This is a genomic window from Archangium gephyra, from assembly GCF_042230915.1.
GTDB classification, from domain to species: domain Bacteria; phylum Myxococcota; class Myxococcia; order Myxococcales; family Myxococcaceae; genus Archangium; species Archangium gephyra_B.
On the sequence record NZ_CP102578.1, the window covers coordinates 8,451,801 to 8,476,834 of the forward strand.

Here is a 25,034-nt window from a genome sequence, read left to right on the forward strand (position 1 = left end):
TGACCTGCGGAATCGCCCCACCCTATCTCCGCGTTTTCCGCACCTCCTGGGCACCACCAGGAGGGCGCACCGGAGGCGAGAGCTTGAGCGCGGATACACCGTGGGTGGGCGTCATCATGGGCGGCAAGAGCGACCTGGAGCACCTGCGCCCCGGCATCGACGTGCTGAAGGAGCTGGGCATCCCGCATGAGGTGCGGGTGGTCTCGGCCCATCGCACGCCGGACTGGATGATTCAGTACGCGGAGACGGCCGAGGGGCGCGGGCTGTCGGTCATCATCGCGGCGGCCGGAGGCGCGGCCCACCTGCCGGGCATGGTGGCGAGCAAGACGCTGCTGCCGGTGCTCGGCGTGCCCATCCCCGCCACGGTGCTCAACGGCTTCGACGCGTTGATGTCCATCGTGCAGATGCCCAAGGGCGTGCCGGTGGGCACCATGGCCATTGGCAAGCCTGGAGGCATCAACGCCGCGCTCTACGCCGCCTCCATCCTGTCGCTCAAGTACCCGGAGCTCCGCGCGCGGCTCGCCGCCTGGCGGCAGGCCCGCACCGACGAAGTGCTCCGGGACCGGGAGATCTCATGAACAACAAGAGGACCATCCTGCCGGGCGGCACGCTCGGCATCCTCGGCGGTGGGCAGCTGGGCCGGATGATGGCGCTGTCCGCGCGCACGCTCGGCTATCAGGTGCAGGCGTTGGATCCAGACCCGGCGTGCTCGGCGCGCTTCGTGGTGGACCAGTGCTACACGGCCGACTTCAGCAACACGGCGGACGCCACCCGGCTGGCACGCGCGTGCGACGTGGTGACGCTGGAGATCGAGAAGATCCCCATGGCCACCCTGCGCGCCGTGGCCCAGCACGCGCCCCTGCGGCCGGGCCCCGGCGTGCTCGAGGTGGTGCAGAACCGCGGGCGGCAGCGCGCCTGGCTGGCGAAGCACGGCTTCCCCCAGGGTCCGTGGAAGCAGGCGGACCTGGAGGAGTCCCTGGCCACCGCGGCCACCGAGCTGGGCGGGCGCTGCTTCGTGAAGGCCTGCGAGGGCGGCTACGACGGCCGCGGCCAGTACCAGGTGAAGTCCGCCACCGAGGCCCCCGACGCGTGGCGCGAGCTGGGCCAGCGCCCGGTGGTGGTCGAGGCCGCGCTGGACCTGGAGGCCGAGCTGTCCGTGCTGGTGGCGCGCTCGCCCAACGGCGAGGTGGCCGTGTACCCGCCGGCCTACAACCACCACGAGGAGCGGATTCTCGACTGGTCCCTGCTGCCGGGCCAGGTGCCGCCCCAGGTGAGCGCCCAGGCGACGGAGCTTGCCCGCGCCATGGCCACGGCGCTCGAGGTCGAGGGCCTGCTGGTGGTGGAGATGTTCCTCTTGAAGGACGGCCGGCTGCTGGTGAACGAGCTGGCGCCCCGCCCGCACAACAGCTTCCACGCCACGGAGGTGGCCTGCCTCACCAGCCAGTTCGAGCAGGCGGTGCGCGCGGTGTGCAACCTGCCGCTGGGCTCGGTGGAGGTGGTACGGCACGCGGCCATCGTCAACCTGCTGGGTGACCTGTGGTTGCACGAGGGCGGACCGAAGTTCGAGTCCGTGCTCGCCATGCCGGGCGTGCGGCTGCACCTGTATGGCAAGCGCGAGGCACGCAAGGGCCGGAAGATGGGGCACCTGTCCGCCGTGGGCACCACCCCCGAGGAGGCGCTCGCCCGCATCAAGGCCGCCCGTCAGGCCCTGGGAGCGTGAGGCCGTGAAGACGAACGCGGCACGGCTGCTGGACTCGCTCGGCATCCGCTACGAGCTGCGCGACTACGACGTGGACCCGGAGGACCTCTCCGCCGAGACCGTGGCCGCCAAGGTGGGCATGCCTCCGGAGCAGGTCTTCAAGACGCTCGTGGCCCGTGGCGACAGGACCGGCGTCCTCATGGCCGTGGTCCCGGGCAACGGCGAGCTGGATCTCAAGGCACTCGCGCGGCTGAGCGGCGACCGGAAGGTGGACACCGTGCCGCTCAAGGAGTTGCAGCCGCTCACGGGCTACATCCGCGGCGGCGTCACGGCCATTGGCGGCAAGAAGGAGTACCCCGTCTTCGTCGACGAGACGCTCGAGCTCTTCGACACCGTCGCCGTGTCCGCGGGCGTGCGGGGCACGCAGATCGTGCTCGCGCCCGCGGACTACCTGCGCGTCACCCAGGGCAAGGTCGGGCCCATCTCTCGCGAGAAGACCCCGACTCACGGGTAGACCCTCACCCCAACCCTCTCCCAGAGGGAGAGGGAGTGGGCGTGGAGTGGCTCAGCGGCGTCCGCGGGCGCCGAGGTAGCCCAGCACCGCGAACGGCAACAGCACTGGCAATGCGCGGCGGGCGCGAGTGCCCCAGGAGTCGACCCGGTCCCCGAGCATCATCAGGAGCCAGTGGCTCGGGTAGTGGTCCGGATAGCTGTAGGCGAGCTTGCGGACCGCCCCGGAGACCCCCTTCAGCGGGGTGGAGGTGCCGAAAACCGGGGGCAGCTCCTTGTTGGGGCGGCCGTGCATCGGCGCCGCTGGCACACCCGGCTGGCGTTCCGGCGGGAAGCGCGTGTTCGGCCACGGCTGGGGATCGCGCTCCATCGGGACACCCGGCCGGCGCGAGGGATCGAGGTCGACCCCCCAGTACTCCGGCCTCTTCACGGGCTGCATGGATTGGTAACCGGAGCGCTTCTGGATGATCTCCGGGGTCGATAGCTCTGGCGTGGATTCCATGAGGGTCTCCGTCCTAGTGAATGGTTCCGTTGGGGAAGAGCGCGACCTTGATGCAGCCGTCACGCTTCTGGGCGAACGTGTGGTAGCCGTGCGACGCCTGCTCGAGCGGCAACCGGTGGGTGAAGACCGTGCTCGGCTTGATCCGCCCGGCCCGAACGTGCTCCAGCAGGTGCGGCATGTAGCGCTTCACGCTGGCCTGGCCGGTGCGCATCGTCTGCGCCTTGTTCATGAAGGTGCCGATGTCCACGCCGTTCGACGGAGGGCCATAGGCGCCGATGAGGGAAATGATTCCGCCCTTGCGCGTCGCGTGGATGGCGAAGTTGATCGCCTGCGGAGAACCCGCCTCCAGCTTCATGTAGACGCCCAGCGCGCGATGCATCGGCCCGCCCGCCGCCTCGCAGCCCACCGCCTCGATGGTGGCATCCGCGCCGCGGCCTTCCGTCATCCCCTTCACCGTGGTGACGAGGTCGACGTCCTTGAAGTTGAGCGTCTCGACACCCAACCAGTTCCGGGCGAACTCCAGGCGGTAATCGACGTGGTCGACGGCGATGACCCGGCCAGCGCCCATCGCCCAGGCCGACCACATCGCGAACAGGCCCACCGGGCCGCACCCGAGCACCAGGACCGTCTCGCCTCCCTTGAGGTTGCACATCTCCGCGCCCTGGTAGCCGGTGGTGTACGCGTCCGTGATGGGCAGGGCGTCGAGGTCCTCGACCTCGTCGGGAATCTTCTCGGCGTCCACCCCAATGAAGGGCACACGGACGTACTCGGCCTGGCCGCCGTCATAGCCGCCCATGGTGTGCGAGTAGCCGTAGATACCCGTCCCCGCGTCGGTGGCCGGGTTGGTGTTCTCGCAGCACGAGGTTAGGCCCCGGGTACAGAAGTAACAGCCGCCACAGAAGATCTGGAACGGCAGCATCACCCGGTCACCCTTCTTGACCCCCTGGGCTCCCGGGCCGACCTCCTCCACGATGCCCGTGAACTCGTGGCCGAACGTGAACCCGATGCGGGTGTCCGGGACGAGCCCGTGGAGCAGATGGAGGTCGGAGCCGCAGATCGCCGCGCTCGTCACACGGACGATGCCGTCCTGGGGATGCAGGATTTTGGGCTCGGGCTTGTTGCGTACGGAGACTCGATAGGGGCCGTCGTAGGTAAGAGCTCGCATATCGCGACGTTGTGCACCTTCACGGCACGTGACACCGCCAGTCCTTCGAGCCCCCAGCGGGCAACCAACCGGTACCTTTCGAGCAGCGCTCGCTCCCCTCGGACGCAGACCAGTCAGCCTGGCTCCTCCCAGATGGGTGAGGAACTACCGGCGCGCAGCACCTTCCTACTGTGGAAACTTCCCATGCTGGCAGTCATGCGCTGTCGAGCCGTTACCCTGCCGTGAGTTCTTCTTCGTGAATGAACGGACGGCATGCCATCCTGGCGCGCTGCTGTGCACCTCACCTCAGCGACGGAGCGGCTCATGGGTGTCCTCGCCAGGAACAACGTCAAGGTGATGGGCAAGGACGCTCAGCCCCTGCTCTTCGCGCACGGTTTCGGTTGCGATCAGAACATGTGGCGCTTCGTCACGCCCGCCTTCGCGAGCGACTACCGCACCGTCCTGTTCGATCACGTGGGTGCCGGCGGCTCGGAGCTTTCCGCGTACGACCGGACGAAATACGGAACGCTGCAGGGTTACGCCGACGATGTCCTGGAGATCTGCCGCGAGCTCCACCTGGAGCAGGTGATCTTCGTCGGTCACTCCGTGAGTGCGATGATCGGAGTCCTGGCGGCGATCCAGGAGCCGGAGCGATTCGCCAAGCTCGTGCTCGTCGGACCGTCGCCCTGCTACATCGACGATGGCGAGTATGCCGGTGGCTTCTCACGCATGGACATCGAGCAGATGCTGGAGTCGCTCGACGACAACTATCTTGGCTGGTCCAGCACGATGGCCCCCGTGATCATGGGCAATCCAGACCATCCCGAGCTCGGAGCGGAGCTCACCAACAGCTTCTGCCGCACGCATCCCGAGATCGCGAAGCACTTCGCACGCGTCACCTTCCTCTCCGACAACCGGTCGGACCTGCCAAAGGCCAGAACGCCCTCCCTGGTGCTCCAATGCTCGAACGACCCCATCGCGGGGCAGGCGGTGGGGGAATACGTGCACCGCCACCTGGCGGGTAGCGAACTGGTGCTCATGGAGGCGACCGGGCACTGCCCGAACCTGAGCGCCCCCGCGGAGACCATCGCCGCGATGAAGGCCTTTCTGGGTGCCCAGGTGACCCGTGTCACAGGGTAGCGAGAAGCGCACGGTGCTCCCTGAGGAACTGCTCGAGGAGTCCGCGGAGGAGCTCTACGAACATGCTCCGTGTGGCTACATCTCGACGCGTCCCGATGGCCTGATCATCAAGGTCAACCAGACCTTCCTGTCCTGGACCGGCTATCAGCGCGAGGAACTGCTCGGCCGCAAGCGGTTCTACGAACTGCTCACGATGGCCGGCCGCATCTACCACGAGACGCACTACGCACCGCTCCTGCAGATGCAGGGCTTCGTCCGGGAGCTCTCGCTCGAGCTGGTGTGTGCCGACCGCCGGACGATCCCCATCCTGCTCAACTCCGTGCAGAAGAAGGATGCTGACGGCACTCCCCTCTATCACCGGACGACCCTCTTCAACGCGACGGAGCGCAAGCGCTATGAGCGCGAGCTGCTGCTGGAGCGCAGGAAGGCCGAGCAGTTGGCCCAGAGCAAGGCCACCCTCCTGGCGACGATCAGCCATGAGATCCGCAATCCCCTCAACGCCCTCACCGCCGCCACCCGGCTGCTGGGGATGACAGCGCTCTCCGAGAAGCAGGAGAAGTACCTTCGAATCCTCGTGACGTCTTCGGGCAGCCTGCTCGACCTGGTCAACGACATCCTCGATTGGAGCAAGATCGAGGCGGGCAAGCTCTCGCTGGAACAGCGTCCGTTCGATCCGCGCGAGCTGCTCAGGGGCGTCGTGAACGGCATGGCGGCCCGCGCCGAGGAGAAGAAGCTCCTGCTCCGCGCCGAGCTCGATGAACGGCTGCCGGCCAGTCTGGTGGGCGACCCGGTCAAGCTCGGTCAGATCCTCACGAACCTCACGGGCAACGCGCTCACGTTCACGGAGCGGGGCTCGGTCACCCTCACGGTGGCCGTCCGCGCACAGCACGCCGGCGAGTGCAGTGTGGAATTCCGGGTGAGTGACACCGGGATAGGCATCGCTCCGGATCGGGTGGCCGCCATCTTCGAGGAGTACACCCAAGCGAGCTACGACATTGGGATGAGGTACGGAGGCACGGGCCTTGGCCTCGCCATCAGCCGCAAGCTGCTCGAGCTGCATGGCAGCAAGATGTCCGTCGAGAGCGAGGTGGGAAAAGGCTCCTGCTTCTCCTTCGAGCTGCGCTTGAAGAGCGGGGAGAACGTCCCCACCGAGCGTCCCAGGAGCACGCTCCCCGAGCAGGCCCTGCGAGGGCTGCGTGTGCTCCTCGCCGAGGACAGCGAGGTCAACACCTATGTGCTCACCCACTGGTTCGAGCGTTGGGGGATTGCCTTCGACACGGTCCAGAACGGGCGGCTGGCCGTGGAGCAGGTTCGCAAGGGCGGCTATGACCTCGTGCTCATGGATCTGCACATGCCGGAGCTCAACGGCTACGAGGCCGCGCGGACCATCCGGCAACTGCCGGACGAGCGGCTTCACCAGCTCCCGATCATCGCCATCTCGGCATCCGCCCAGCTCTCGCAGCAGGGCCGCGTCAGGACAGCCGGCTTCACCGACTTCATCGGCAAACCCTTCGACACGGACGTGCTGTTTCGCATGATGGCGCTGCATACGTCACGCGAGCTGCCCGAGCCGCCAGAGCGCCCAGCGCAGGAGCCGGCCCGCGAGCCGCTCGAGCCTCTCGCGAGCTCCACGGCCCCGGCGCTCGACTTCAGCCTGGCCAGGCTGGAGCAACGAGCGGCGGGCGATCCGCAGGTACTCGCGGCGCTGGCCCGCCTCACGCTCCATGAGCTCGAGCAGGCCAGGCCGGCGCTCCGGTCCGCGCTCGCGGCGGGCGCTCCCGACAAGCTCGAGCACCTCTGCCAGGAACTCGCGGGGACGATCCGGATGCTCGACGCCGCGGCGCTCGCGGCAACCCTTCGCCGCGCCAAGGGCCTGCTCGCCAGCGACAAGCGAGCCCCCGCACGTGTGCAGGCCGTCACGTCCGCGGTCGATTGGGAGATGGAGACGCTCATCGAGGCCCTGGCCGGCATCGCGAACCAGGACTTCTGAGACTCCTACCCGAGCCAGCCTTCGCGGGCCAGGAAGGCCGACACGCGCGCGCGCACCTCGTCGCGAATCTGGCGTACGCGCTCCACCGGCTTGCCCTTGGGATCCTCCAGCGGCCAGTCGTCGCGCTTCAGCCCGGGCACGTGCGGACAGGCCTCGCCGCAGCCCATGGTGATGAGCCACTGCGCTCCCTGGGCCAGCTCGTCCGTGAGCCGCTGGGGCTTCGCACCCGACAGGTCGATGCCAAGCTCCGACATGGCGGCCTGGACCTCGGGGTGCACGCGCTCGCCGGGCTGCGTGCCAGCGGACACGCCCCGGGCCTTCTGGGGATCGGCCAGCGCGTTGAAGAAGGCCGCCGCCATCTGCGAGCGGCCGGCGTTGTGGACACAGGCGAAGATGACCGTCTTCATGCTCTCTCCTGGGCCACGCGGCCCCGTCAGGGCACGACCCGAATGCCCTCCAAGCCCTGGAAGCGCACGGTGCCGCCACGCGCGAGGCCCTGGGCCCGCGACCAACCGCCGGGCACCTCCAGCACGTAGCGTCCGGGCAGTCCCACCGAGCGCGAGGTGAGCGTGCGCGGCTGGGCGTTCTCCACGATGCCGACGATCTTCCCCGCCGAGTCGATGAAGAGCATGTCCAGCGGGATGAGCGTGTTGCGCATCCAGAAGCTCTGCACCTCGTCCTCGGGGAAGACGAAGAGCATCCCCTGCCCGGCGGGCAGCTCCTGGCGCCACATCAGCCCGCGCGTGCGCGCCTCCGGCGTGGCGGCCACCTCCACGTCCACCCGGTGCACGCCACCCGAGGTGTCCTCGAGCAGCACCTGCGCCCTCGGCAGCGCGGGTCCCACGTAGTCCTTCGCATCCACGTCCATCACCTTCCGGCCCCTACCCGCTGGCGGGGATGACTTGTCCCTGGCCTCGGGAGCCTGCCAGGCCGTCAACACCAGCACGGCCCACAACCCGTACGGCCAGCGCCGGCTCACCCCTGGAGCTGCTTGTTGAGCAGCTTCTCCGTGAGCTGCGTCCCGAGGCTGTCCGCCATCAGCCGCTCCACCACCCCTTCGAACTCGCCGCGCTGGCGGTCGTCGTTGTAGATGAAGCGGATGCCCATGCCGGGCTCCTCGGCGTCGCCCTTGGACCAGACGACCTCGCCGAGCAGCTCGAAGGGCGCCTCGCGCTGGGGCACGGTGAGCTTGAAGAGGAAGCGCGTCCCGATGGGCAGCGGCTTCTTCGTCTTGATGAAGGTGCCACCCTTCGAGATGTTCTTCGTGTAGTCCGCGAAGAACGAGTTGAGCTTCTTGTAGTCCACCTTCAGCTCGATGGGAGCACGAGTGTGTTGGCGGATTTCAGCGCCTGTCTTCTGTTCGGCCATGCTGGGGGGAGTATAGGAGAAGGCCATGCGGCAAGTCCTCTTCCGTGCCACTGAGCTCCTCCGGCGCCCCCCGGTGCTGGTGCTCGCCGGGGCCCTGGCGGCTGGCGGCTCGGCCCTCGTCTTCCTCCCCCTCTTCGGGGTGCCCGGCTTCGAGCTGGGCCTCACCCTCTCCATCGCCGTCGGGCTGCTCGGGGGAGGGGTGGGCATCGCCGCGGTGCACCAGGAGCGCCGCCTGCTCGCCGGACAGGCGCCCGGGCAGGCCCCGGAGCCCCCCCGTCCGGACACCCCGGGCAGCATGGTCTGGAGGGCGCTGGGCCCCGCCCTGCTCCTCAACCTGGCCGTGCTGGTGCCCCCGTTCCTCGCGGCCACCCTGTACGCCCTGGTCGGCACCCGGTGCGACCCCTTCTCCCTGGTGGGCTTCTACCCCCTGCTCACCGTCCCCTCGGCGGGGCTGTCCGCCGTCGCGGGCGTCTTCTGCGGCTTCGCCACCCGCCGCTGGGGCCGCGCCGTCCTCCTCTACCTGGGGCTCATCCTCCTCTCGGCGCTGCCCACCGCCTGGCCCCTCGTCTTCGGGCCCCAGGTCTACGCCTTCAACCACTTCCTCGGGCACATGCCGGGCCCCCTCTATGACGAGGCGCTCGCCATCTCCTCCGCCCTCCTCTGGTTCCGGCTGGAGACACTGCTGCTCGCCCTGGCCTTCCTCGCCCTCACCGTCCTCTGCCTGGACGTCCCCGAGGCCCGCCTGCGCCGCCCCCGCCTCCGCGCCGGCGCCCTCGTCCTGCTCGGCCTGGTGCTCGTCCCCGTCATCCTCCTCGAGGCGCATGGCACGGACCTGGGCCTGCGGATGACGGACGAGGCCCTCATGGCGCGGCTCGGCGGGGTGCGCGACACGAAGCACTTCCAGCTCATCTACCCGCGCGGCCTGCCCCGCGAGAAGGTGGAGCGCTATGCGCGGGACATCGAGTTCCGCCACGAGCAGCTCGCGCGCTTCCTCGGCGCCGCCCCCGAGGGCCGCATCCGCGTGTGGCTCTACCGCACGGACGAGGAGAAGCAGGCCCTGGTGGGCGCCGGCCGCACCCAGTTCGCCAAGCCCTGGCGCCTGGAGCTGCACATCAACGGCCGCGACTTCCCCCACTCCGTCCTCAAGCACGAGCTGGCGCACGTCATGGCGGCCCCCGCCGGCAGCGCGCCCTTCCGCGTCACCACCCGGCTGGGCATCTGGCCCCTCATGGGCGTCATCGAGGGCATGGCGGTGGGCGCGGACAACCCCGTCCAGGGAGACCTCACCCTGCACCAGTGGGCCGCGGGCATGCGCCGGCAGAAGCTGGCTCCGGACATCCGCAAGCTGGTGGGCCCCGAGGGCTTCTACCAGTCCGCCCCCGCCCGCGCGTACACCCTGGTGGGCTCCTTCCTGCGCCACCTCGCCGACACCTACGGCCCGGACAAGCTGCGCGCCCTCTACGCCCACGCCGACTTCGAGGCCGCCTACGGCCGCCCCCTGGACGCGCTCGCCACCGAATGGGAGACGTTCCTGGACTCGCTGCCCCTGGACGAGGCCACGGTGAGCCGCGCCTTCCAGCGCTTCCGCTCCGGCAGCCTCTTCTCCCGCGCCTGCGCCCGCGAGGTGGCCCTCCTCCAGGAGGAGGCCCGCGACTTCCTCGCCAGCGAGCCGCAGCAGGCCCTCGAGCTCTACCAGCGCGCCGCCCGCCTCCAGCCCCAGGAGCACGCCTTCCAACTGGGCCAGGCCGCCGCGCTCGACAGGCTGGAGCGCCCGGAGGAGGCCGCCCAGGTGCTCACCGCGCTCGCCGGGCAGGTGAAGGGCCAGCCCTCGCTGGAGGCCGAGGTGGCCCTGGCCCAGGCGGACAACGCGTCCCGGCGGGGCAACACGGAGCAGGCGCGCGCCTTCCTGCAGCAGGTGCTCGCGCTCGCCCCCAGCCCGGAGGTGACGCGCACCGCCCAGGTGAAGCTCGCCGCGCTCGAGTCCGAGGCCCGCGCCGCCCCCATCAACGCCTACTTCCAGGAGACGCAGGAGGAGCTGCGCCTGCTGCGGCTCGCCAGCGCCCTGGAGCGCACCCCCCAGGATCCGTACCTCCACTACCTGCTCGGCCGGCGCCTGCTCCAGGTGGAAGCCCCCACCGAGGCCCTTCCCCACCTCTCCCGGGCCCTGGAGGGCGAGCTGCCCGAGGCCCTGCGCCGCGAGGCCCTGCGCCTGCGCGTGCAAGCCGCCTACCTGGCCGGGGACTGCGGCACGGTGCGCCACGAGGTGGGCGCCCTGCCCGACTACGGCCCCGCCTTCCGTGCCACCACCTCCGAGTGGGCCGAGCGCTGTGACTTCGAGGACCGCCACTTCGGCGGCCCCCTGGTGCCCCGCGACGCTTTCCGATAGACGCGCCAGCCACCCGGGTCCAATCCCCCACCCCCGGCACGGGGAATGCACCTTCCCGTGCGCGGTTGCCCCTCACGGAGACTCCAACACCATGAACGTCCGTCCGCTGCTCGTCTGTGCCCTGCTGGTGTTCGCGGCTTGCACCCCCCGCAACATTCCGGGCACGCAGATCCCCGACACCGAAGACACCCGCGCCATCATCAACGTGATGGAGCGCTACCGTGCCGCCCTCGAGGCGCGTGATGCCAAGGCCCTCCAGGGGCTCGTCTCCAAGTCCTTCCGCGACAACGCCGGCACGGATGACCCCGAGGACGATCTCACCTACGACAACCTGCCCCAGGCGCTGCCCACCCTCTTCTCGCGGGTGGAAGCGCCCAAGGTGGACATCGACGTGCGCAAGGTGGACGTGAAGCAGAACGGCGTGGCCACCGTCATCTACTACTGGAACGCCACGTGGCGGGCGCCGTCGCTGCTGGACAAGCCCCAGCGCGACTCGGAGCTGGAGCAGATGGTCCTCCAGAAGGAGGACGGGACGTGGCGCATCGTCACCGGCTTCTGAGCCGGTGAGGCGGTGAGCCTCGAGCCCCGCGGCGCGCGCTCACACTCCGGCGAGCGCGCGCAGCCCCTCGGGCCCCATGTGGGAGAGAGCCCGCGCCCGGGCGAGGTAGGTGCGGAAGTCCTTGGGTGACAATTTGTCAGGCGGCAGCCCGGACAGGTGGAAATCACGGATGCGGCTGGCGGTGTAACGCACCGCGCCGAAGAGCGCGTGGCCGAAGAGGCTCTCGCGCTCCACCGGCACCAGCGAGCGCTCCACCTGGTAGCCGCGCAGCAGCGCCCGGCACAGCTCCGGCCGGTAGGCCCCGTTGTCGAAGCACCACGCGTTGAGGGTGATGGCCACGTCCAGCGCGTAGAAGTCCCGGCACGCCATCTCGAAGTCGAAGAAGGCGCTCACCCGGTCCCCCAGCCACTTCACGTTGTCCATGAAGAGGTCCGCGTGGATGATGCCGCGCGGCTCCAGGCCTCCGCGCTCCGCCTCGGCCCGCTCCAGGTAGCCCCGCAGCTCCCCGGCGATGGCGGACAGCTCCGCGTCCGGGTGGCGCCCCAGCTCCTCCAGCCAGCCGCCCACCACCTCCGGGCCGTAGGGGTTGGGGCGCGAGCCGCTGAAGGACAGGGTGACGCGGTGCAGCTTGCCCAGCTCCAGGCCCAGCGACTCCAGGTGCTCCGGGGTGAGCTGCGCGCGGGTGAGCTCCTCGCCCGCCAGCCACGCGAAGACACTCACCCGGCCGCCCTCCATCTCCAGGAAGGGGGCGCCCTCGCGCGTGGAGACGAGCCGCGGCGCGGGGCAGTGGGACTCGTTGAGCAGCGAGAGCAGCTCCGCCTCGAAGCGCAGCACCTCGGCCGAGCGCACGGTGGTGTGCCGCACGAAGAAGCGGCCCGAGGCCGTCACCAGCCGGTAGTTGGAGTTGATGGACCCCTGGGGGATGCCGGTGAACTCGCGGACCGTCCCCAGCCCGTAAGCGTCCGCCAGCCGCTGGAAGGCCGCCGCGTCGATGTTGGTGTAGAGCGCCATGATGTCCTCCCCGCGGCACACGCGCCGCCCCGGTTGAGCGCCCCGCGTTGACGCTCCGGGGTGCCGTGCCTATCTACGGGCGACCCCATCGTCTCATTCACAAACGTCTGAAACCATTCAAATTTCAGTGTGGGAGGCAGCCTCCATGGCCCCGACGAATGGAAGCACCGGCGGACAGCGGGACGGACGGAGGCGGGAGAGCCTGCCGAGCGCGCTGGCCCAGATAGGCGTGGTGGCGGTGCTGATGGCGGGCGTGGTGACGTACGTGGTGCACCGGGGACAGGTGCGCCAGCAGGTGGACGCGCGGATGAAGGCGGCGCGGACGCAGGCGCAGCGCGACAACCCGGCGGACCTGCGCAAGGCGCTGGCGGAGCTGGACGCCCTCTTCCAACTGGACGCGGACGCACGGGACGCCCGGGCGCTGGCGGCGGACGTGAACATGCGGCTGTGGCTGGAGCACCGCCAGCCGGAGGCCGAGGCGAAGGCCCGCGAGGAGCTGGCGCGCGCCGAGGCGTTGGACTCGCGCTCGGGCGAGCGCTACGGCACGCGGGCGATGGTGCTGCTGGCCGAGGGCAAGGCGGCGGAGGCGGAGAAGTACCTGGAGGACTTGAAGACGCAGGGGGCCAAGAGCCCCAAGCTGGCGCTGGCCGAGGCGCAGGCGCTGCTGGCGCGCGGGCGGCTGTCGGATGCGCGGCAGGCCTTCGCGCGGGCCAGTGAGGCCGCGTGGCGCGAGCCGCGCTACCCGGTGGCCCACGGCGAGGCCCTGCTGGATGAGGGCATGTACGGCCAGGCCGCCGAGGCGCTGAAGAAGGCCACGGCCGCCAACGCGGAGCACCTGCGCGCGCGCCTCTCGCTGGCGCTGGCCCGGCTGTACCAGGGCACGGGGCGGGACGAGGCCACCAAGACAGTGTCGGACGTGCTGGCGCGCGAGGCCGAGCTCTCCCCGGCGCTGAAGGCCCGGGCCCGGGTGGTGAAGGCCGCGCTGGCGCTGACGGACGGCAACCCGGACGAGGCGCTGAAGGAGGCCGGGGAGGCCCTCGCGGCGTCTCCGGACGAGCACCATGCCCTCTTCATCCGCGCGCGGGCGCTGGCGCGGAAGAAGGACGCGGGCGCGCGCACGGCCTTCCAGGAGGCGGTGGCGAAGCGGCGCACGGCCACCCTGCTCTACCTGGATGGCGCGAAGGCGCTGCAGCAGGCGGGGGATGGCGAGGGCGCCCTGTCGCTGCTGGATGCGTACGAGAACGTCTTCCGCGACGTGCAGGTGCCAGCGCCCGAGGGCAAGACGGTGGGCGCCCTGGAGCGGGATGATCGGTACTGGCTGGCGCGGGGCCAGGTGATGGAGGCGCTGGCGCGCGCGGAGGACGCGATGGCGGCGTATGACCGGGCGCTCGCGGTGAAGGGCGTGGGCATGGCGCGCGCGCAGTACGCCAAGGCCGTGCTGCTGCTGGCTCGCAAGGACTACGACGCCGCCCGGCCCCTGCTCACCGAGGTGGCCCCCGAGAGCGGCATGGGCGCCATGCCCGAGGCCTACGAGGCCATGGGAGAGCTGCTTTTCGCCCAGGGCGAGTTCGCCAAGGGCTGCCAGCACTACTTCTTCGCGCTGAGCCGCGCGCAGCTCAACGGGACGCCCGTCGAGGCGCTGAAGGCCAGGGCCACGGAGGTGGAGAAGCGACTGGCCACGGAGGGCCAGCCCGCCATGGCCAAGGCGTGGAAGAGCGAGGCGGACGCGCTGCTGCAGTAGGGGCACGGGCTCGACCAGGGGCCCGTGGCACCCTCACCCCGGGGGGCTTGCCCCCCCTTTGAACGGCGGGGGGCTCCTCTCCCGGTAGGAGAGGGAGGGATTCGCCGGTCAGAAGAGCTCGGTGGGGCTCAGGCTGCGGTGCTTCGCCTGCACGATGCGCCACTCGCCATCGTCCTGCTTCTCGAAGGTGCCCTCGATCAGGTAGGCGCTCATCACGCTCTCCTGCGCCAGGGTCTCGAGCTGATCCGTCTGCGAGCGGCCGAAGATGATCTTCATCTGCACGTCGCCACGGCGGGGATTCACCTCGGTGACGTTCAGGTCCTTCACGAAGATGCGGACCCAGTTGCCCCGGAGCACCTGACCCAGCAGCACGCCCTTCACCTGCTGCTTGTCCCACCCCTCGCCCGTCTGGAAGTTCTCGGCCACGCCGTCCATCAGCTCGGCCATGTCCTTGCGCTCGGCGGCGTCGGTCATCTGCACCACCTTGCGTTTGATGGCCTCCTTCACCCCGGGCTCCTCCCGGGGCCAGAAGAACAGCACCGCGCCGGCGGCCAGCAGCGCCACCACCACCCCCAGCACCTGCCCTCTCGACAACGTCATCATGCGCCGCCGCTCTCCGTCAGCAGCTCGTCCGCGTCGATGATCTCCGCGGGCCGCAACGCCTCGCCAATCTGCTTCAGCCGGCGATCCGAGAGTTGCTCCAGGTACTTCTTGATGTGCGGATACGTCTTCACCAGCTCGTGGAAGGCCGAGCGCTCGAGGAAGGACGTCGCCGTCTTGCGCGTCGACACCACCGTGGCCGTCGCACGCAGGCCGGTGAGCAGGGAGATCTCCCCCGCCACCTCGCCCTCGCGCAGCACGCCCAGGCGCACCGTGCCACCGGCCGGGTCCTCCTTCTGCACCACCAGCTCCCCCGCGAGCACCAGGAAGAGGCCCGGCGAGTGCTCGCCCTCCACCAGCACCTTCTCCCCGGGCTGCAGGGCGCGGAAGGTGAAGCGCTGCAGGAGCGCGGCGCGCTCGGACTCGGGCATGGGCTGGAACAGCGGCGAGGTGGCCGTCAGGTTCCGCTCCATGCGCTTCTGCGCGAAGGTGGCCAGCACCTGCGGCATCGAAGGGAAGCTCTTGGCCACCGCGTTGAGGTGCTCGCGGCGGATCTCGAACACCTCGATGTCCGACACCGCGGTGACGGTGGCCGTGGTGGCCGCGCCCGTGAGCAGCGACAGCTCTCCAAAGATGGAGCCGCCTCCGAGGAAGCCCAGCGTCCGCTCCTCGCCCTCGGCCTGCCGCGTCACCTCGGCCTTGCCGGCGACGATGACGTGCAGCCGGTCCGTGGCCTCGCCCTCGCGGCTCACCACCTCCTCGGGCTTGATGGAGCGGTAGCCCATGCGGACCACCAGATCGATGAAGGCGTCACGCTCCATGTCCGCGAAGAGCGGCAGGGGCGGCCGGTCGTTCGGGTTGGCCGAGCCACCCGGATCCGGCGCGGCGAGCACCTCGATGGCCCGGTCGCTCAGCTCCTCGCCGGACAGGCCCATCAGGTCCGTGTCCACCTTGCCGTCATAGAGCGTCTCGGGCGGCAGCGGCGGGGGCACCGAGGCGCGTCCGGCCACGTTGCGCGCCGCGCGCGCGTGCAGCCGCACCAGCGTGTCCCGCAGCCGCCGCTCCTGGGGCGCCAGTTCCAACCCCAGCTTGCAGGCGGCCATGGCGGACAGCAGGTAGTCGCGCCGCAGCAGGCCCTCGGCGCAGGCGTGGTAGACGGTGATGGCCCGCTCGCGCTCTCCCAGCTCCAACAGGCACCGCGCCGCCAGCATGCGCGAGCGATGATCCGCCGGGAGCCGACGCACCGCCTCCGCGAACACCGCGAGCGCCCGCTCGAACTGGCGATCCTCCAGCAGGTCCAGCCCCAGTTCCCGCAACGATGACTCGTTCATCCCTCTCCTCCACGAACCATGGGTACCGACCCTACCCCACTCGCTACGGATCGAGCGCGAGGAGTTGTGCCTCCGCCTTGGTCTTCAGCTCGCTGCCCTCGGCGGCGAGCTGGATGACCAGCCGGAACTTCTCCGTCGCCTCCTCGGGCTCCCGGTCGCGGATGAGGTAGGCCTGCTTGTACAGGTCGTTCAACCGGGCCTGGACGGACGCCAGGCCCGCCTGGGCCTTGGAGTCCTCCGGGCTCAGGCGCAGGGCGTCGTTGAAGAAGCCGTTGGCGTTGGCCAGGTCGTTGCGCGCCAGGGCCGCCTTGCCCGCGACGACGGCGGAGGCCGCGAGCTGGCCGTTGAGGGTGTCGCCGACGGGGCCCTTGAAGCCGATCTGCCGGTACAGCTCGGCCGCCGAGCGCAGCGGGCGGGCCGCGGACTCCAGGGCATTGGCCTGCACCTTGCGCTGGGCGTCCTGATAGACGCGGGCGAACTGGGGCACGAGTTTCTTGAGCAGCTTCGCCCGGTCGCGGATCTCCTTGTCATCCGAGTGCGCGTCGATGACGCGGTCGCACTCGAGCGCCGCGCGCGAGTAGTCGCCCGCGTTGAAGCGCTGCTCCACCGGGGAGAAGGCGGCGGTGATGAAGGCCTCGCGCTGCTCCTTGGCGCGGCGGGCGGCGGCGGCCCGCGAGGCGCGGTCCTGGGCGGCGGCGTCCCGTTCCTCCTGGGCGAGCTGCATCTCCAGCTCCTCGAGCTTGCTCAGGAAGAGCGGCTGGCGCTCGAGGGGGAGCTGGCGGATGAGGGCGCGGGCCCCCTCCACGTCCAGGGCATCCAGCGCCATCTCCACCTGCTTCACCCGCCAGGCGACCTCCGCCGTGGCCAGCTCGGCGTCGAGCTTCTCGCGCAGCTCCTCCGTCTTCACGGTGCCGTGCGGCGTCTTGGACAGCAGCTCGCGCGCCTCGTCGAACTTGCTCTCGCCGGCCAGCTGGCGCACCTGCGCGAAGGTCTCCACGATGGCCAGCTCCGCGCGCGCCGTCTGCAGGAAGCCGTCGGTGGGCAGCTCGGGGAAGACGGTCTCGGCCTCCTCGGCCAGCTTCACCGCCTGCGCGTAGTCCGCGTTGCGGAAGGCGGTGCGAGCCTCCTGCATCAGGCCCTTGGCCAGCGCCTCCTTGGGATTGGGCGGCGGCGGGGGCGGCGGGCCCCGCTTGATGAAGAGCACGCCACCGCCGATGAGGGCGATCAGCAGCACCAGCGCGGCCGCGGCCAGGAGCCCCAGGTTGGTGCGCGGGGGCGGGCTGCCGCGGCGCGGGATGTCCTTGATGGCGCGGATCTGCGTCTTCTTGTCCTTCTCGGCCTCGGGATCTCCCCCGCCCTCGGGGCTGGCGGCGGCGTCCCCGGAGCCCGCGGCGGCGGCCTCGGCGGCCTTCTTGGCGGCCTCCTCCTCCTCCTTCGCCTGGCGCTCGGCCTCTTCCTTCTCCTTGCGCTCGGCCTCCTCGGCCGCGAGGCGCATCTGCCGGACGGCCTCCTGCTCGTCGATGAGGCGCAGCCGGGTACGGCCGATGGCGATGACGTCGTTGTGCTTGAGCTTGCACTCGTCCACGCGCTCGTCATTGACGCGGGTGCCGTTGCCGCTGACGAGGTCGCGCAGCATCACGCCGCTCTCGCCGCCGTACACCAGCTCCACGTGGCGGCGCGACACGGACTGATCCAGGAGCATGAGGTCGCAGTCCTGGCCCCGGCCGATGACCATGCGGACGCTGCGGAAGCGCTTCTTGCGGCCCTGGTCCGGCCCCTCGAGGATCTCCAGCGTCAGGGGCGGGCCGGCGCGCGTGGCGTCCGGGTTGTCGTCCTCCTCCACGCCGGGCGTCGGGGTGCCCTCGTCGTCGTAGCCCCCCTGATCGCCCGTGTCCTCGTCGGGCGGGTACGACTCGTCCTCGGCGGCGCCGTACTCCTCCTCCTCTCGGGGAGCATTGCGGCGCACCGCGCTGGCGGACTTGATGCGGGTACTGTCCTGCGGAGCCTGCTGCGGCTCGTCGGACTTGCGGGAGGAGCGGCGATTCGGGGGGGCCATGCGGCCCGGCATCTTAGAGCGCCCGTCCCAACCGCCCAACCCCGCTGAACAACAAGGCCTTTCCGGGCGCGGGCAGGCCGCTTCCACCCCCCTGGAGGCCCCTCACTCGTAGTCGACTACAAGTGAAGAGGCACCCACATGTAGGTCAATGTGGACACGCTTGTAGTCGACTACAAGTGACCCCCGTTCCCAGGCCTGAAGCATCTACAGCCGCAGTTTGAAGAACAGGGCCCCGGAGATGGGATTGGCGTAGTACGGCTCGGTCCGCTCGAATCCGAAAGCCTCATACAGCCGGATGGCAGCACCCATCTGGGGCAGCGTGTCGAGGCACATGGCGGAGTAGCCTGCGGCTCGCGCTTGCTCCACGGCGGCCTCGACGAGCCTCCTGCCCAAGCCATGGCTGCGATAGGCGGGGCGAATGTAGAGCCGCTTCATCTCGCACGTGCCCGACTCCAACTCGCGAACTCCCACGCAGCCCGCGGCGTCGGACCCGTCCAGGGCGAGCAACAGGCGGCCGCCCGGTGGAGCGTACGCGCCTGGGAAGCCGGCCATCTCCTGCTCGAAATCCTGGAAGCCGAGGTCGATGCCCAGCGCCTTCTGGTACTCCAGGATGAGGGCACGTGCCTGCGCTATCTGCCAGGGCGTGGCGGCATGAACGATGGGGAGCACGCAGCCAGCATAGCCGGGTGCGCGGGTTGGGCCGCCTCCGCTCGCTCTCCTACCGAGACCCCGCGCTCGGGGCCCGCATGAGCAGGCGGCGCAGCCAGGCCTCTCCGCTCACCAGCCCGATGCCCGCGAGCACCAGCAGCGCACCCAGGACGAAGTTCACCGTGAGGGGCTCGTCGAGGATGAGCACCCCCATCGTGACGCCGAACAGCGGCGTCATGAAGGAGAACACGGCCAGGTTCGACGCGAGGTAGCGGCGCAGCAGCCAGAACCAGGCGAGGTAGCTCGCGAAGGACACCACGACCCCCTGGAACAGCACGCTGCCCACCGCGATGGGCGTCAGGGTGACCTGGCCCATCTTCCCCGTGACGAGCGACACGCCGAGCAGCAGCACGAAGGCCACGGCCAGCTGGTAGAAGAGCGTGAGGGCGGGCGGCGCCTCGGAGAGCCGCGAGGCACGCACGGCCACGGTGGTGAGGCCCCAGGCCAGCCCCGCCCCCACGGCGAGCGCGTCCCCCAGCAGCATGCGCATGTCCAGTTGCCCGGCGGACGTGCCGCCGATGAACGCCACCGCGATGCCCGCGAAGCACACCGCGATGCCCAGCCACTGGAAGGGCCGCAGCCGCTCGCTGGGCAGCAGCAGGTGCAGGCCCAGCGCGGAGAAGACGGGCGAGGTGTAGAGGAACACCGCCACGTGCCCCGCGCTGGTGTAGCCGAGGCTCAGCGCGATGAGGAGGAACTCGGCGGCGAAGAGGACGCCGGCGAGCAGCCCTCCGCGGAGGGTGCCCTGGCGCAGGCCCTCCCAGCCACCGCGCCACGTCATCAGGAGGCCCACGAGCAGTGCCGCGAGGCCCGAGCGCAGCGAAGCCTGGAGAACGGGAGCCATGTCCCGGGCCGCCAGCTTGATGGCCACCTGCTGAAGGCCCCACAGGGCGCACAGCAGAAGCATCACCTGGAAGCTGAAGGCGTCGGTCCCGCGGCGGGTGCTCATCGGGGCGCCTCCATCTGGGAAGGGGGGTGGAGTGAGAGGAGGAACATGGCGAGGCACCGATGGGGTGATCTCCCATGAGCTAACCGGTAGCGTGGGTCAAGGGCAGACCTCCCTCGGGAAAGCTCCTTTACCGCATGGAAAAGCTGGGAAACCTGCGTGGAATCATCGAGTTCGTGGCCGCGGCCGAGGCGGGGAGCTTCTCGGCCGCCGCCCGCCAGCTGGGCGTGTCGGTGGCGCACGTGAGCCGGCGGGTCGCCGCGCTGGAGAGAGACCTCGGGGTCCAGCTCCTCAAGCGCAGCACGCGCTCGAGCGCGCTGACGGAGCAGGGCCGCGCCTTCCACCGGAGCTGCCGGGACATCCTGGGAGCCCTGGAGGAGGCGCGCGACGCGGCCCGGAGCGCCCGGCAGCTTCGAGGGCGTATCCGGGTGAGCATGGGCGGCCACTACGCCGAAACGGTCCTGGCGCCCCTGCTCGGCGAGTTCGCCGCCCTCCACCCTGGCATCTCGCTGGAGCTGGAGATGACGAGCCGCATCGTGCGGCTCGTCGAGGAGGACTTCGACCTGGTGGTGCGCGTCGGACCGTTGCCTTCCTCGTCGCTGGTGTCGCGGCGCCTGGCCGGCTTCCCGCTGCTGACGCTCGCCGCACCCGCGCTGTACGCCGTGCCTCCCGCCCACCCGCGAGACCTCGACCCGAAAACCTGCCTCGGGCTGCACGGCCGCCGCTGGGTGTTCGACCGCGCCGGCGAACGGCTGACCCTCCATCCCGAGGGACGGGTCCAGAGCAACAGCGGCACGCTCCTGGTCCAGGCCGCCGTCGCCGGTGTCGGGGCCATCCAGGTGCCGTCCTACTCCGGAGCGGAAGAGGTCGCCGCCGGGCGCCTTGTCCAGCTCCTTCCAGACTGGTCCGCCGGAGAGCTGGAGTTCTTCCTCGTCTACCCCGAGCAGCGGCATCTCCCGGCCCGGCTGCGGACCCTGATCGACTTCATGCTCGACCGGGTCCGCCCTCCTCGAGGGGTTCCGTCACGACCTCGATCGTCGCCGAGGTCATGAGCTGGTGGATGGGGCAGTGGGCGACCGCGTCGTAGAGCCGCTGCTTGTCCTGCTGGGACAGCTCGCCATGGAACGCGAGCTTCACCTCGATAGACCTGGGCTCACGCCGCCTTCTCGGCGCCCTGCGCCTTGACCGCCTGGACCTCGAGGGAGATCTCGATCTTCTCGCCGACGAGCACGCCGCCGGTCTCGAGCGCCTGGTTCCACTTCAGGCCGAAGTCCCTCCGGTCGATGGAGGTCTTCGCCTCGAAGGCGGCCTTGATGTTGCCCCAGGGGTCCTTGCCAATGCCGAGCTGCTCGGCCTCGAGCACGACCTCGCGGGTGATGTCGCGGATGGTCAGGTTGCCGGTCACGCGCAGGCCGTTGCCCGGGGACGGCTCCACCTTCGTGCTCTGGAAGGTGATGGCGGGGAACTTCTCCACGTCGAAGAAGTCCGGCGAGCGGAGGTGGTCATCGCGCTGCTGAACGCCGGTGTCGATGCTCGGCGCCTCGATGCGGACGGAGACGGACGAGGCGGAGGGATCCTGCTCGTCGAGCGACACCGTGCCGCTGAACTTCCGGAAGCTTCCGCGCACCTTGGAGATCACCATGTGGCGGACGGTGAAGTGGATGCCGGAGTGGGTCAGGTCGATGTTCCAGGTGGTGTTGGCCATGTTCGAGTTCCTTCTCGGTGAGGTGTTGCGTTGATTGACGCTGTAGAAGAAAGGTAACGGCGGGCAGGGGCCCTGATTAGATGGGGCGGACTGGAAGAACTGTTCCACCCATGGAACAAACGAAGGACCTGGAACCGACATGGACCTGAACGAGCTCCTCGTCTTCGCCAAGGTGGTGCAGGCCGGCAGCTTCACGGCGGCGGCGCGCGGGCTGCGGATGCCCAAGTCCACCGTGAGCCGGAAGGTGTCCGAGCTCGAGGAGCGGGTGGGCGCGCAGCTCTTGCAGCGCACGACACGCAAGCTGCGGCTCACGGACGTGGGGCAGGCCTACTACGAGCACTGCGCCCGCATCGTGGCGGAGGCGGAGCAGGCCGAGCTGGCCGTCACGCGCATGCAGGCCGCGCCGCACGGGGTGCTGCGCGTGACGGCCCCGCTCACCTTCAGCTTCCTGGGACCGATCGTCGCGGAGTTCCTGAAGCGCTACCCCGAGGTGCAGCTCGAGCTGGTGTGCACGGACCGCTCGGTGGACCTGGTGGAGGAGGGGTTCGACGTGGCGGTGCGCGCGGGACGGCTGGCGGACTCCTCGCTCATCGCCCGGCGGCTCGGGGACATCGAGCGCGCCGTCGTGGCGGCGCCGGGCTACCTCGCGGAGCGGGGAGCGCCCCGGAACCCCAAGGAGCTCGAGCGGCACGACTGCCTCGTCTTCGGCGCGGGGCTGGAGGGGAATGTCTGGACGCTGCATTCCGGGAGCAGGTCGGTCCAGGTCTCGGTGCGCCCGCGCCTCGTCGTGAACGAGCCGGACATGTTGCGCGCGGTGGCGCTGGCGGGCGCTGGCATCGCGCTCCTGCCCACCCTCCCCTCCACCACGGACCTTACCTCCGGGAGCCTGCGCCGCATCCTGCCGGACTGGAGCTCGTCGGGCGCTCCGGTGCACGCCGTCTACCCAGGCAGCCGGCACCACTCGCCCAAGGTGATGGCCTTCGTGGACTTCCTGCGCGAGCGCTGGCCCTCGCATCGCTCGGGGACGGAGTCACCGTAGGGCCCTCTATTCCACCGATGGAACAGTATTTCCCATCATGGGCGGCTGACGCGGAACAGCGGATGGCCCCATGATTCCCTCCACGCGAGCTGACGGAAGGAGCAACACATGAGCTGGGATGAACCGGTTGAGACGAGGCAGCACCCCGAGTTGGAGACGCTGATCGTCACGGGCACGCGGGATCTCGGCGACGGCTTCAAGGTGCGGCGGGCGCTGCCGTCGGCGCGGCGCCGGATGGTGGGGCCCTTCATCTTCCTCGATCAGATGGGGCCGGCGGTGTTCCACTCGGGCCACGGGCTGGACGTGCGGCCGCATCCGCACATCGGCCTGGCCACGGTCACCTATCTCTTCGACGGGGAGATCCTCCACCGGGACAGCCTCGGGACGGTGCAGCCCATCCGGCCCGGCGAGGTGAACTGGATGACGGCGGGACGAGGCATCGTGCACTCCGAGCGCACGGGCCCCGAGGTCCGGGCGGCGGGTGGGAAGCTCTTCGGCATGCAGGCCTGGGTGGCGCTGCCGAAGCAGCACGAGGAGACCGGGCCCGCGTTCATCCACCATGAGTCCGGCACGCTGCCCTTCCTCGAGGGCGAGGGCGTACGGATGCGCCTCATCGCGGGAGCGCTCTACGGGAAGCGCTCCCCGGTGCAAACGCACTCGGACATGTTCTACGCGGACGCGGCGCTGGAGGAAGGCGCGGGGCTCGTGATCCCGGCCGAGCACGAGGAGCGCGCGATCTACCTCGCGGAGGGAACGGTGGAGCTCGATGGTACGGAGTTCAGCGCGGGCGAGCTGCTCGTGTTCCGTCCGGGAAGCGAGATCTCCCTGCGAGCGTCCACGCAGGCGCGAATGATGCTCATGGGGGGCGAGCCGATGGACGGTCCGCGCTACATCTTCTGGAACTTCGTCTCGAGCTCGAAGGAGCGGCTGGAAGAGGCGAAGGCGGACTGGAAGGCAGGCCGCTTCGCGGCAGTGCCGCAGGAGACGGAGTTCATCCCGCTGCCCGAGGAGCCCGCGCCCGTGCGCTACCCGTAGACTCTCGGGTCTTGAGAAGGTGAACATCTCCGGGCCCTCACCTCTCGCCCGGCAGCCAACGGAGCATCCGCGCTGCGACACAATGCCGCACGAGTGAGCGGATCCGCCCCTGCTATGGCTGGCGTCACCTGCTCCGCTGGCCGCGCCCAGCACATTCCGAGGTGGAAGATGAAGGTCCTGAAGAGGCCCCTCCCGGCTCTGCTCCTGCTGTCCGTGCTCCCCTTCCTCCAGGCGTGTGGAGGAGATGGCTCCTCCGAGAAGAAGTTCTCCGTGCGGTTCAGCCCCCAGGTGGGCGCGCAATCCCTGCGCTGCGATGCCAGCTACCCTGACATCGGCAAGACGGGCACCACCATCGAGCTGCTCGAATTCAAGATGTACGTGCGGGACGTCACGCTCGTGCGCGCCAACGGGGAGAAGCATCCGCTGAAACTGGACCAGGACGGCACGTGGCAGCGGGATGCCATCGCGCTGCTCGACTTCGAGGACGGCACCGGCACCTGCGACACCGGCAGCCCCGAGACGCGCCTGGAGGTGGTGGGCCGCGCACCGGACTTCAATGACTACACCGGCCTCGAGTTCAAGGTGGGCCTGCCCGAGGAGATGAACCACCTGGACGGCGCCACCGCTCCGGCCCCGCTCAACGCGCCGGGCATGTGGTGGAGCTGGAAGGGAGGCTACAAGTTCGTGCGCCTGGAGGTGCACACCACGAGGAACGCCACCTGGTTCTTCCACCTGGGCGCGTCCGGTTGCACCGGCAGCACGGCCGAGGGCTACACCTGCGCCGCCACCAACCAGTCGACGGTATCCCTGAGCGGCTTCAACCCCGAGGACAACCAGGTGGTGCTGGACCTCGCGGCCCTCTATGCGGACTCCGACCTCGACCACCTCGTGGACTACAAGACGGACACCATCGCTGGCTGCATGTCGAGCCTCTCCGACCCCGAGTGCGCCGCGCTCTTCTCCCAGGTGGGGCTGACGGCGGAGGGCGCCCCCCAGGCCGTCCCCGCCTCGTTCATCCGCGTCCGCTGAGCCACGAGAACGCACGCCATGCACTCCAGACTCCGCACTCCCCTCGCCCGGACCCTCTCCCTGCTGTCGCTGGTGGCGCTCGCCCCCGCCTGTGACCCCGGGGACGAGCCGCCTCCCACGCCGCCCGCGCCGGTGGAGCGCCCGGCCTCGCTCGATGTCTCGATGAAGAGCCAGCGGGGCGGCACCAGCCACCGGGCGGGCGAGAACTGCATGGCGTGCCACGGGCCCAACGGCCTGGGGCCGGGCCGCTTCACCGTGGCGGGCACGGCCGTCACGAGCGAGCGCCGGCCCAACCCCAACACCACCCTCCTCCTGTCCACGGAGCGCAATGGCGGGGGCACCGTCGTGCTCACGCTCGAGTCCGACGCGAACGGCAACTTCTACACCACCGAGGCGGTGCCGTTGCCGGACACGCTCCTCTACCCGAAGGTGATGAACACCACCTCGGGGGGCTACAACTTCATGCCCTTCTCCACGGCCTCGGGTGCCTGCAACGTGTGCCACGTGGGCCGCATGCCCGTGTACCTCGAGTGAA

25 protein-coding genes are annotated in these 25,034 nt (G+C 70.0%); 13 read left to right on the top strand and 12 right to left on the bottom strand.

What is annotated here, in order from left to right:
* The first annotated feature begins 116 nt into the window (after nt 1-116).
* Genes purE through ybaK form a run of 3 tightly spaced genes read left to right on the top strand, consistent with a single transcriptional unit; the run spans nt 117 to nt 2,213 of the window.
* The gene (gene purE, locus NR798_RS33035; protein ID WP_375773861.1) at nt 117-578 is read left to right on the top strand and encodes a 5-(carboxyamino)imidazole ribonucleotide mutase; all 462 of its coding nucleotides are present in this window, start codon (nt 117-119) and stop codon (nt 576-578) included.
* Nucleotides 575-1,720, top strand: coding sequence for a 5-(carboxyamino)imidazole ribonucleotide synthase (purK, locus tag NR798_RS33040; RefSeq protein ID WP_375766510.1), 1,146 nt, complete (start codon nt 575-577; stop codon nt 1,718-1,720). Before purE ends, purK begins: the two co-directional genes overlap by 4 nt.
* A gap of 4 nt (nt 1,721-1,724) precedes the next feature.
* Nucleotides 1,725-2,213 (top strand): Cys-tRNA(Pro) deacylase, encoded by a 489-nt coding sequence (gene ybaK, locus NR798_RS33045; protein WP_375766511.1) that lies wholly within the window; start codon nt 1,725-1,727, stop codon nt 2,211-2,213.
* 51 nt (nt 2,214-2,264) lie between these two features.
* Here ybaK and NR798_RS33050 read toward each other — a convergent pair whose 3' ends face one another.
* Complete coding sequence (locus NR798_RS33050) at nt 2,265-2,711, bottom strand: hypothetical protein (protein ID WP_375766512.1); 447 nt, start codon at nt 2,709-2,711, stop codon at nt 2,265-2,267.
* Between the two features lie 13 nt (nt 2,712-2,724).
* Nucleotides 2,725-3,876, bottom strand: a complete 1,152-nt coding sequence (locus NR798_RS33055; protein WP_375766513.1) for a zinc-dependent alcohol dehydrogenase — start codon at nt 3,874-3,876, stop codon at nt 2,725-2,727.
* A 303-nt stretch (nt 3,877-4,179) separates the two neighbouring features.
* Here NR798_RS33055 and NR798_RS33060 point away from each other — a divergent pair, with 303 nt between their 5' ends.
* Together NR798_RS33060 and NR798_RS33065 are read left to right on the top strand one after the other, a co-directional pair.
* Nucleotides 4,180-4,995, top strand: coding sequence for an alpha/beta fold hydrolase (locus tag NR798_RS33060; RefSeq protein ID WP_375766514.1), 816 nt, complete (start codon nt 4,180-4,182; stop codon nt 4,993-4,995).
* Nucleotides 4,996-5,008: 13 nt separating this feature from the next.
* The gene (locus NR798_RS33065; protein ID WP_375766515.1) at nt 5,009-6,985 is read left to right on the top strand and encodes an ATP-binding protein; all 1,977 of its coding nucleotides are present in this window, start codon (nt 5,009-5,011) and stop codon (nt 6,983-6,985) included.
* 5 nt (nt 6,986-6,990) lie between these two features.
* Here the strand turns inward: NR798_RS33065 and NR798_RS33070 are convergent, their stop codons facing one another.
* Genes NR798_RS33070 through NR798_RS33080 form a run of 3 tightly spaced genes read right to left on the bottom strand, consistent with a single transcriptional unit; the run spans nt 6,991 to nt 8,353 of the window.
* On the bottom strand, nt 6,991-7,392 hold the full coding sequence (locus NR798_RS33070; RefSeq protein ID WP_375766516.1) for a low molecular weight phosphatase family protein: 402 nt from the start codon (nt 7,390-7,392) through the stop codon (nt 6,991-6,993).
* A gap of 26 nt (nt 7,393-7,418) precedes the next feature.
* Nucleotides 7,419-7,964: a DUF192 domain-containing protein gene (locus tag NR798_RS33075; protein WP_375766517.1), complete on the bottom strand. Its 546-nt coding sequence runs from the start codon at nt 7,962-7,964 to the stop codon at nt 7,419-7,421.
* On the bottom strand, nt 7,961-8,353 hold the full coding sequence (locus NR798_RS33080) for a TIGR02266 family protein (protein ID WP_375773862.1): 393 nt from the start codon (nt 8,351-8,353) through the stop codon (nt 7,961-7,963). The genes NR798_RS33075 and NR798_RS33080 overlap by 4 nt, the downstream gene beginning before the upstream one ends.
* Before the next feature lie 25 nt (nt 8,354-8,378).
* On the opposite strand from NR798_RS33080, the gene NR798_RS33085 reads away from it, so the two are divergent.
* The gene (locus NR798_RS33085; RefSeq protein WP_375766518.1) at nt 8,379-10,739 is read left to right on the top strand and encodes a hypothetical protein; all 2,361 of its coding nucleotides are present in this window, start codon (nt 8,379-8,381) and stop codon (nt 10,737-10,739) included.
* Between the two features lie 91 nt (nt 10,740-10,830).
* Nucleotides 10,831-11,298, top strand: coding sequence for a YybH family protein (locus NR798_RS33090; RefSeq protein ID WP_375766519.1), 468 nt, complete (start codon nt 10,831-10,833; stop codon nt 11,296-11,298).
* Nucleotides 11,299-11,337: 39 nt separating this feature from the next.
* On the opposite strand, the gene NR798_RS33095 is transcribed toward NR798_RS33090, so the two are convergent.
* On the bottom strand, nt 11,338-12,309 hold the full coding sequence (locus tag NR798_RS33095; protein ID WP_375766520.1) for a homoserine kinase: 972 nt from the start codon (nt 12,307-12,309) through the stop codon (nt 11,338-11,340).
* Between the two features lie 145 nt (nt 12,310-12,454).
* On the opposite strand from NR798_RS33095, the gene NR798_RS33100 reads away from it, so the two are divergent.
* Nucleotides 12,455-14,050, top strand: a complete 1,596-nt coding sequence (locus NR798_RS33100) for a tetratricopeptide repeat protein (protein ID WP_375766521.1) — start codon at nt 12,455-12,457, stop codon at nt 14,048-14,050.
* 108 nt (nt 14,051-14,158) lie between these two features.
* Here NR798_RS33100 and NR798_RS33105 read toward each other — a convergent pair whose 3' ends face one another.
* The 5 genes from NR798_RS33105 to NR798_RS33125 all read right to left on the bottom strand — a co-directional run bounded on the left by NR798_RS33105 (nt 14,159) and on the right by NR798_RS33125 (nt 19,694).
* Nucleotides 14,159-14,653 (bottom strand): hypothetical protein, encoded by a 495-nt coding sequence (locus NR798_RS33105; RefSeq protein WP_375766522.1) that lies wholly within the window; start codon nt 14,651-14,653, stop codon nt 14,159-14,161.
* A complete protein-coding gene (locus tag NR798_RS33110) occupies nt 14,650-15,981 on the bottom strand; it encodes a cyclic nucleotide-binding domain-containing protein (protein ID WP_375766523.1) in 1,332 nt (443 codons plus the stop codon). Before NR798_RS33110 ends, NR798_RS33105 begins: the two co-directional genes overlap by 4 nt.
* Nucleotides 15,982-16,024: 43 nt before the next feature.
* A complete protein-coding gene (locus NR798_RS33115) occupies nt 16,025-18,037 on the bottom strand; it encodes an FHA domain-containing protein (RefSeq protein ID WP_375766524.1) in 2,013 nt (670 codons plus the stop codon).
* 204 nt (nt 18,038-18,241) lie between these two features.
* Nucleotides 18,242-18,706 (bottom strand): GNAT family N-acetyltransferase, encoded by a 465-nt coding sequence (locus NR798_RS33120; protein ID WP_375766525.1) that lies wholly within the window; start codon nt 18,704-18,706, stop codon nt 18,242-18,244.
* Between the two features lie 49 nt (nt 18,707-18,755).
* A complete protein-coding gene (locus NR798_RS33125) occupies nt 18,756-19,694 on the bottom strand; it encodes a DMT family transporter (protein WP_375766526.1) in 939 nt (312 codons plus the stop codon).
* Nucleotides 19,695-19,828: 134 nt separating this feature from the next.
* Here NR798_RS33125 and NR798_RS33130 point away from each other — a divergent pair, with 134 nt between their 5' ends.
* The gene (locus NR798_RS33130) at nt 19,829-20,743 is read left to right on the top strand and encodes a LysR substrate-binding domain-containing protein (RefSeq protein WP_375766527.1); all 915 of its coding nucleotides are present in this window, start codon (nt 19,829-19,831) and stop codon (nt 20,741-20,743) included.
* 101 nt (nt 20,744-20,844) lie between these two features.
* Here NR798_RS33130 and NR798_RS33135 read toward each other — a convergent pair whose 3' ends face one another.
* Entirely contained in the window at nt 20,845-21,396 is a 552-nt protein-coding gene (locus tag NR798_RS33135; protein ID WP_375766528.1) for a YceI family protein, read from the bottom strand.
* A gap of 139 nt (nt 21,397-21,535) precedes the next feature.
* On the opposite strand from NR798_RS33135, the gene NR798_RS33140 reads away from it, so the two are divergent.
* From NR798_RS33140 to NR798_RS33155, 4 genes are all read left to right on the top strand, one after another.
* Nucleotides 21,536-22,435: a LysR substrate-binding domain-containing protein gene (locus NR798_RS33140; protein WP_375766529.1), complete on the top strand. Its 900-nt coding sequence runs from the start codon at nt 21,536-21,538 to the stop codon at nt 22,433-22,435.
* 108 nt (nt 22,436-22,543) lie between these two features.
* Nucleotides 22,544-23,470: a pirin family protein gene (locus NR798_RS33145; RefSeq protein WP_375766530.1), complete on the top strand. Its 927-nt coding sequence runs from the start codon at nt 22,544-22,546 to the stop codon at nt 23,468-23,470.
* A gap of 168 nt (nt 23,471-23,638) precedes the next feature.
* Nucleotides 23,639-24,499 carry an MbnP family copper-binding protein gene (locus NR798_RS33150; RefSeq protein ID WP_375766531.1) on the top strand — a complete coding sequence of 287 codons (861 nt, stop codon included), beginning with the start codon at nt 23,639-23,641 and terminating at the stop codon, nt 24,497-24,499.
* Between the two features lie 18 nt (nt 24,500-24,517).
* Nucleotides 24,518-25,033: a hypothetical protein gene (locus NR798_RS33155; protein ID WP_375766532.1), complete on the top strand. Its 516-nt coding sequence runs from the start codon at nt 24,518-24,520 to the stop codon at nt 25,031-25,033.
* Nucleotide 25,034: the final 1 nt, after the last annotated feature.

What these genes read in the sequence shown, in the direction of transcription:
- NR798_RS33150 (WP_375766531.1), top strand. Translation starts at nt 23,639, where the DNA reads ATGAAGGTCCTGAAGAGGCCCCTCCCGGCTCTGCTCCTGCTGTCCGTG.
- NR798_RS33105 (WP_375766522.1), bottom strand. Translation starts at nt 14,653, where the DNA reads ATGATGACGTTGTCGAGAGGGCAGGTGCTGGGGGTGGTGGTGGCGCTG.
- NR798_RS33080 (WP_375773862.1), bottom strand. Translation starts at nt 8,353, where the DNA reads ATGGCCGAACAGAAGACAGGCGCTGAAATCCGCCAACACACTCGTGCT.
- NR798_RS33060 (WP_375766514.1), top strand. Translation starts at nt 4,180, where the DNA reads ATGGGTGTCCTCGCCAGGAACAACGTCAAGGTGATGGGCAAGGACGCT.
- NR798_RS33130 (WP_375766527.1), top strand. Translation starts at nt 19,829, where the DNA reads ATGGAAAAGCTGGGAAACCTGCGTGGAATCATCGAGTTCGTGGCCGCG.
- NR798_RS33055 (WP_375766513.1), bottom strand. Translation starts at nt 3,876, where the DNA reads ATGCGAGCTCTTACCTACGACGGCCCCTATCGAGTCTCCGTACGCAAC.
- NR798_RS33085 (WP_375766518.1), top strand. Translation starts at nt 8,379, where the DNA reads ATGCGGCAAGTCCTCTTCCGTGCCACTGAGCTCCTCCGGCGCCCCCCG.
- NR798_RS33125 (WP_375766526.1), bottom strand. Translation starts at nt 19,694, where the DNA reads ATGAGCACCCGCCGCGGGACCGACGCCTTCAGCTTCCAGGTGATGCTT.
- NR798_RS33135 (WP_375766528.1), bottom strand. Translation starts at nt 21,396, where the DNA reads ATGGCCAACACCACCTGGAACATCGACCTGACCCACTCCGGCATCCAC.
- NR798_RS33140 (WP_375766529.1), top strand. Translation starts at nt 21,536, where the DNA reads ATGGACCTGAACGAGCTCCTCGTCTTCGCCAAGGTGGTGCAGGCCGGC.
- NR798_RS33050 (WP_375766512.1), bottom strand. Translation starts at nt 2,711, where the DNA reads ATGGAATCCACGCCAGAGCTATCGACCCCGGAGATCATCCAGAAGCGC.
- NR798_RS33090 (WP_375766519.1), top strand. Translation starts at nt 10,831, where the DNA reads ATGAACGTCCGTCCGCTGCTCGTCTGTGCCCTGCTGGTGTTCGCGGCT.
- NR798_RS33110 (WP_375766523.1), bottom strand. Translation starts at nt 15,981, where the DNA reads ATGAACGAGTCATCGTTGCGGGAACTGGGGCTGGACCTGCTGGAGGAT.
- NR798_RS33070 (WP_375766516.1), bottom strand. Translation starts at nt 7,392, where the DNA reads ATGAAGACGGTCATCTTCGCCTGTGTCCACAACGCCGGCCGCTCGCAG.
- purK (WP_375766510.1), top strand. Translation starts at nt 575, where the DNA reads ATGAACAACAAGAGGACCATCCTGCCGGGCGGCACGCTCGGCATCCTC.
- NR798_RS33155 (WP_375766532.1), top strand. Translation starts at nt 24,518, where the DNA reads ATGCACTCCAGACTCCGCACTCCCCTCGCCCGGACCCTCTCCCTGCTG.
- purE (WP_375773861.1), top strand. Translation starts at nt 117, where the DNA reads ATGGGCGGCAAGAGCGACCTGGAGCACCTGCGCCCCGGCATCGACGTG.
- NR798_RS33145 (WP_375766530.1), top strand. Translation starts at nt 22,544, where the DNA reads ATGAGCTGGGATGAACCGGTTGAGACGAGGCAGCACCCCGAGTTGGAG.
- NR798_RS33100 (WP_375766521.1), top strand. Translation starts at nt 12,455, where the DNA reads ATGGCCCCGACGAATGGAAGCACCGGCGGACAGCGGGACGGACGGAGG.
- NR798_RS33115 (WP_375766524.1), bottom strand. Translation starts at nt 18,037, where the DNA reads ATGGCCCCCCCGAATCGCCGCTCCTCCCGCAAGTCCGACGAGCCGCAG.
- NR798_RS33095 (WP_375766520.1), bottom strand. Translation starts at nt 12,309, where the DNA reads ATGGCGCTCTACACCAACATCGACGCGGCGGCCTTCCAGCGGCTGGCG.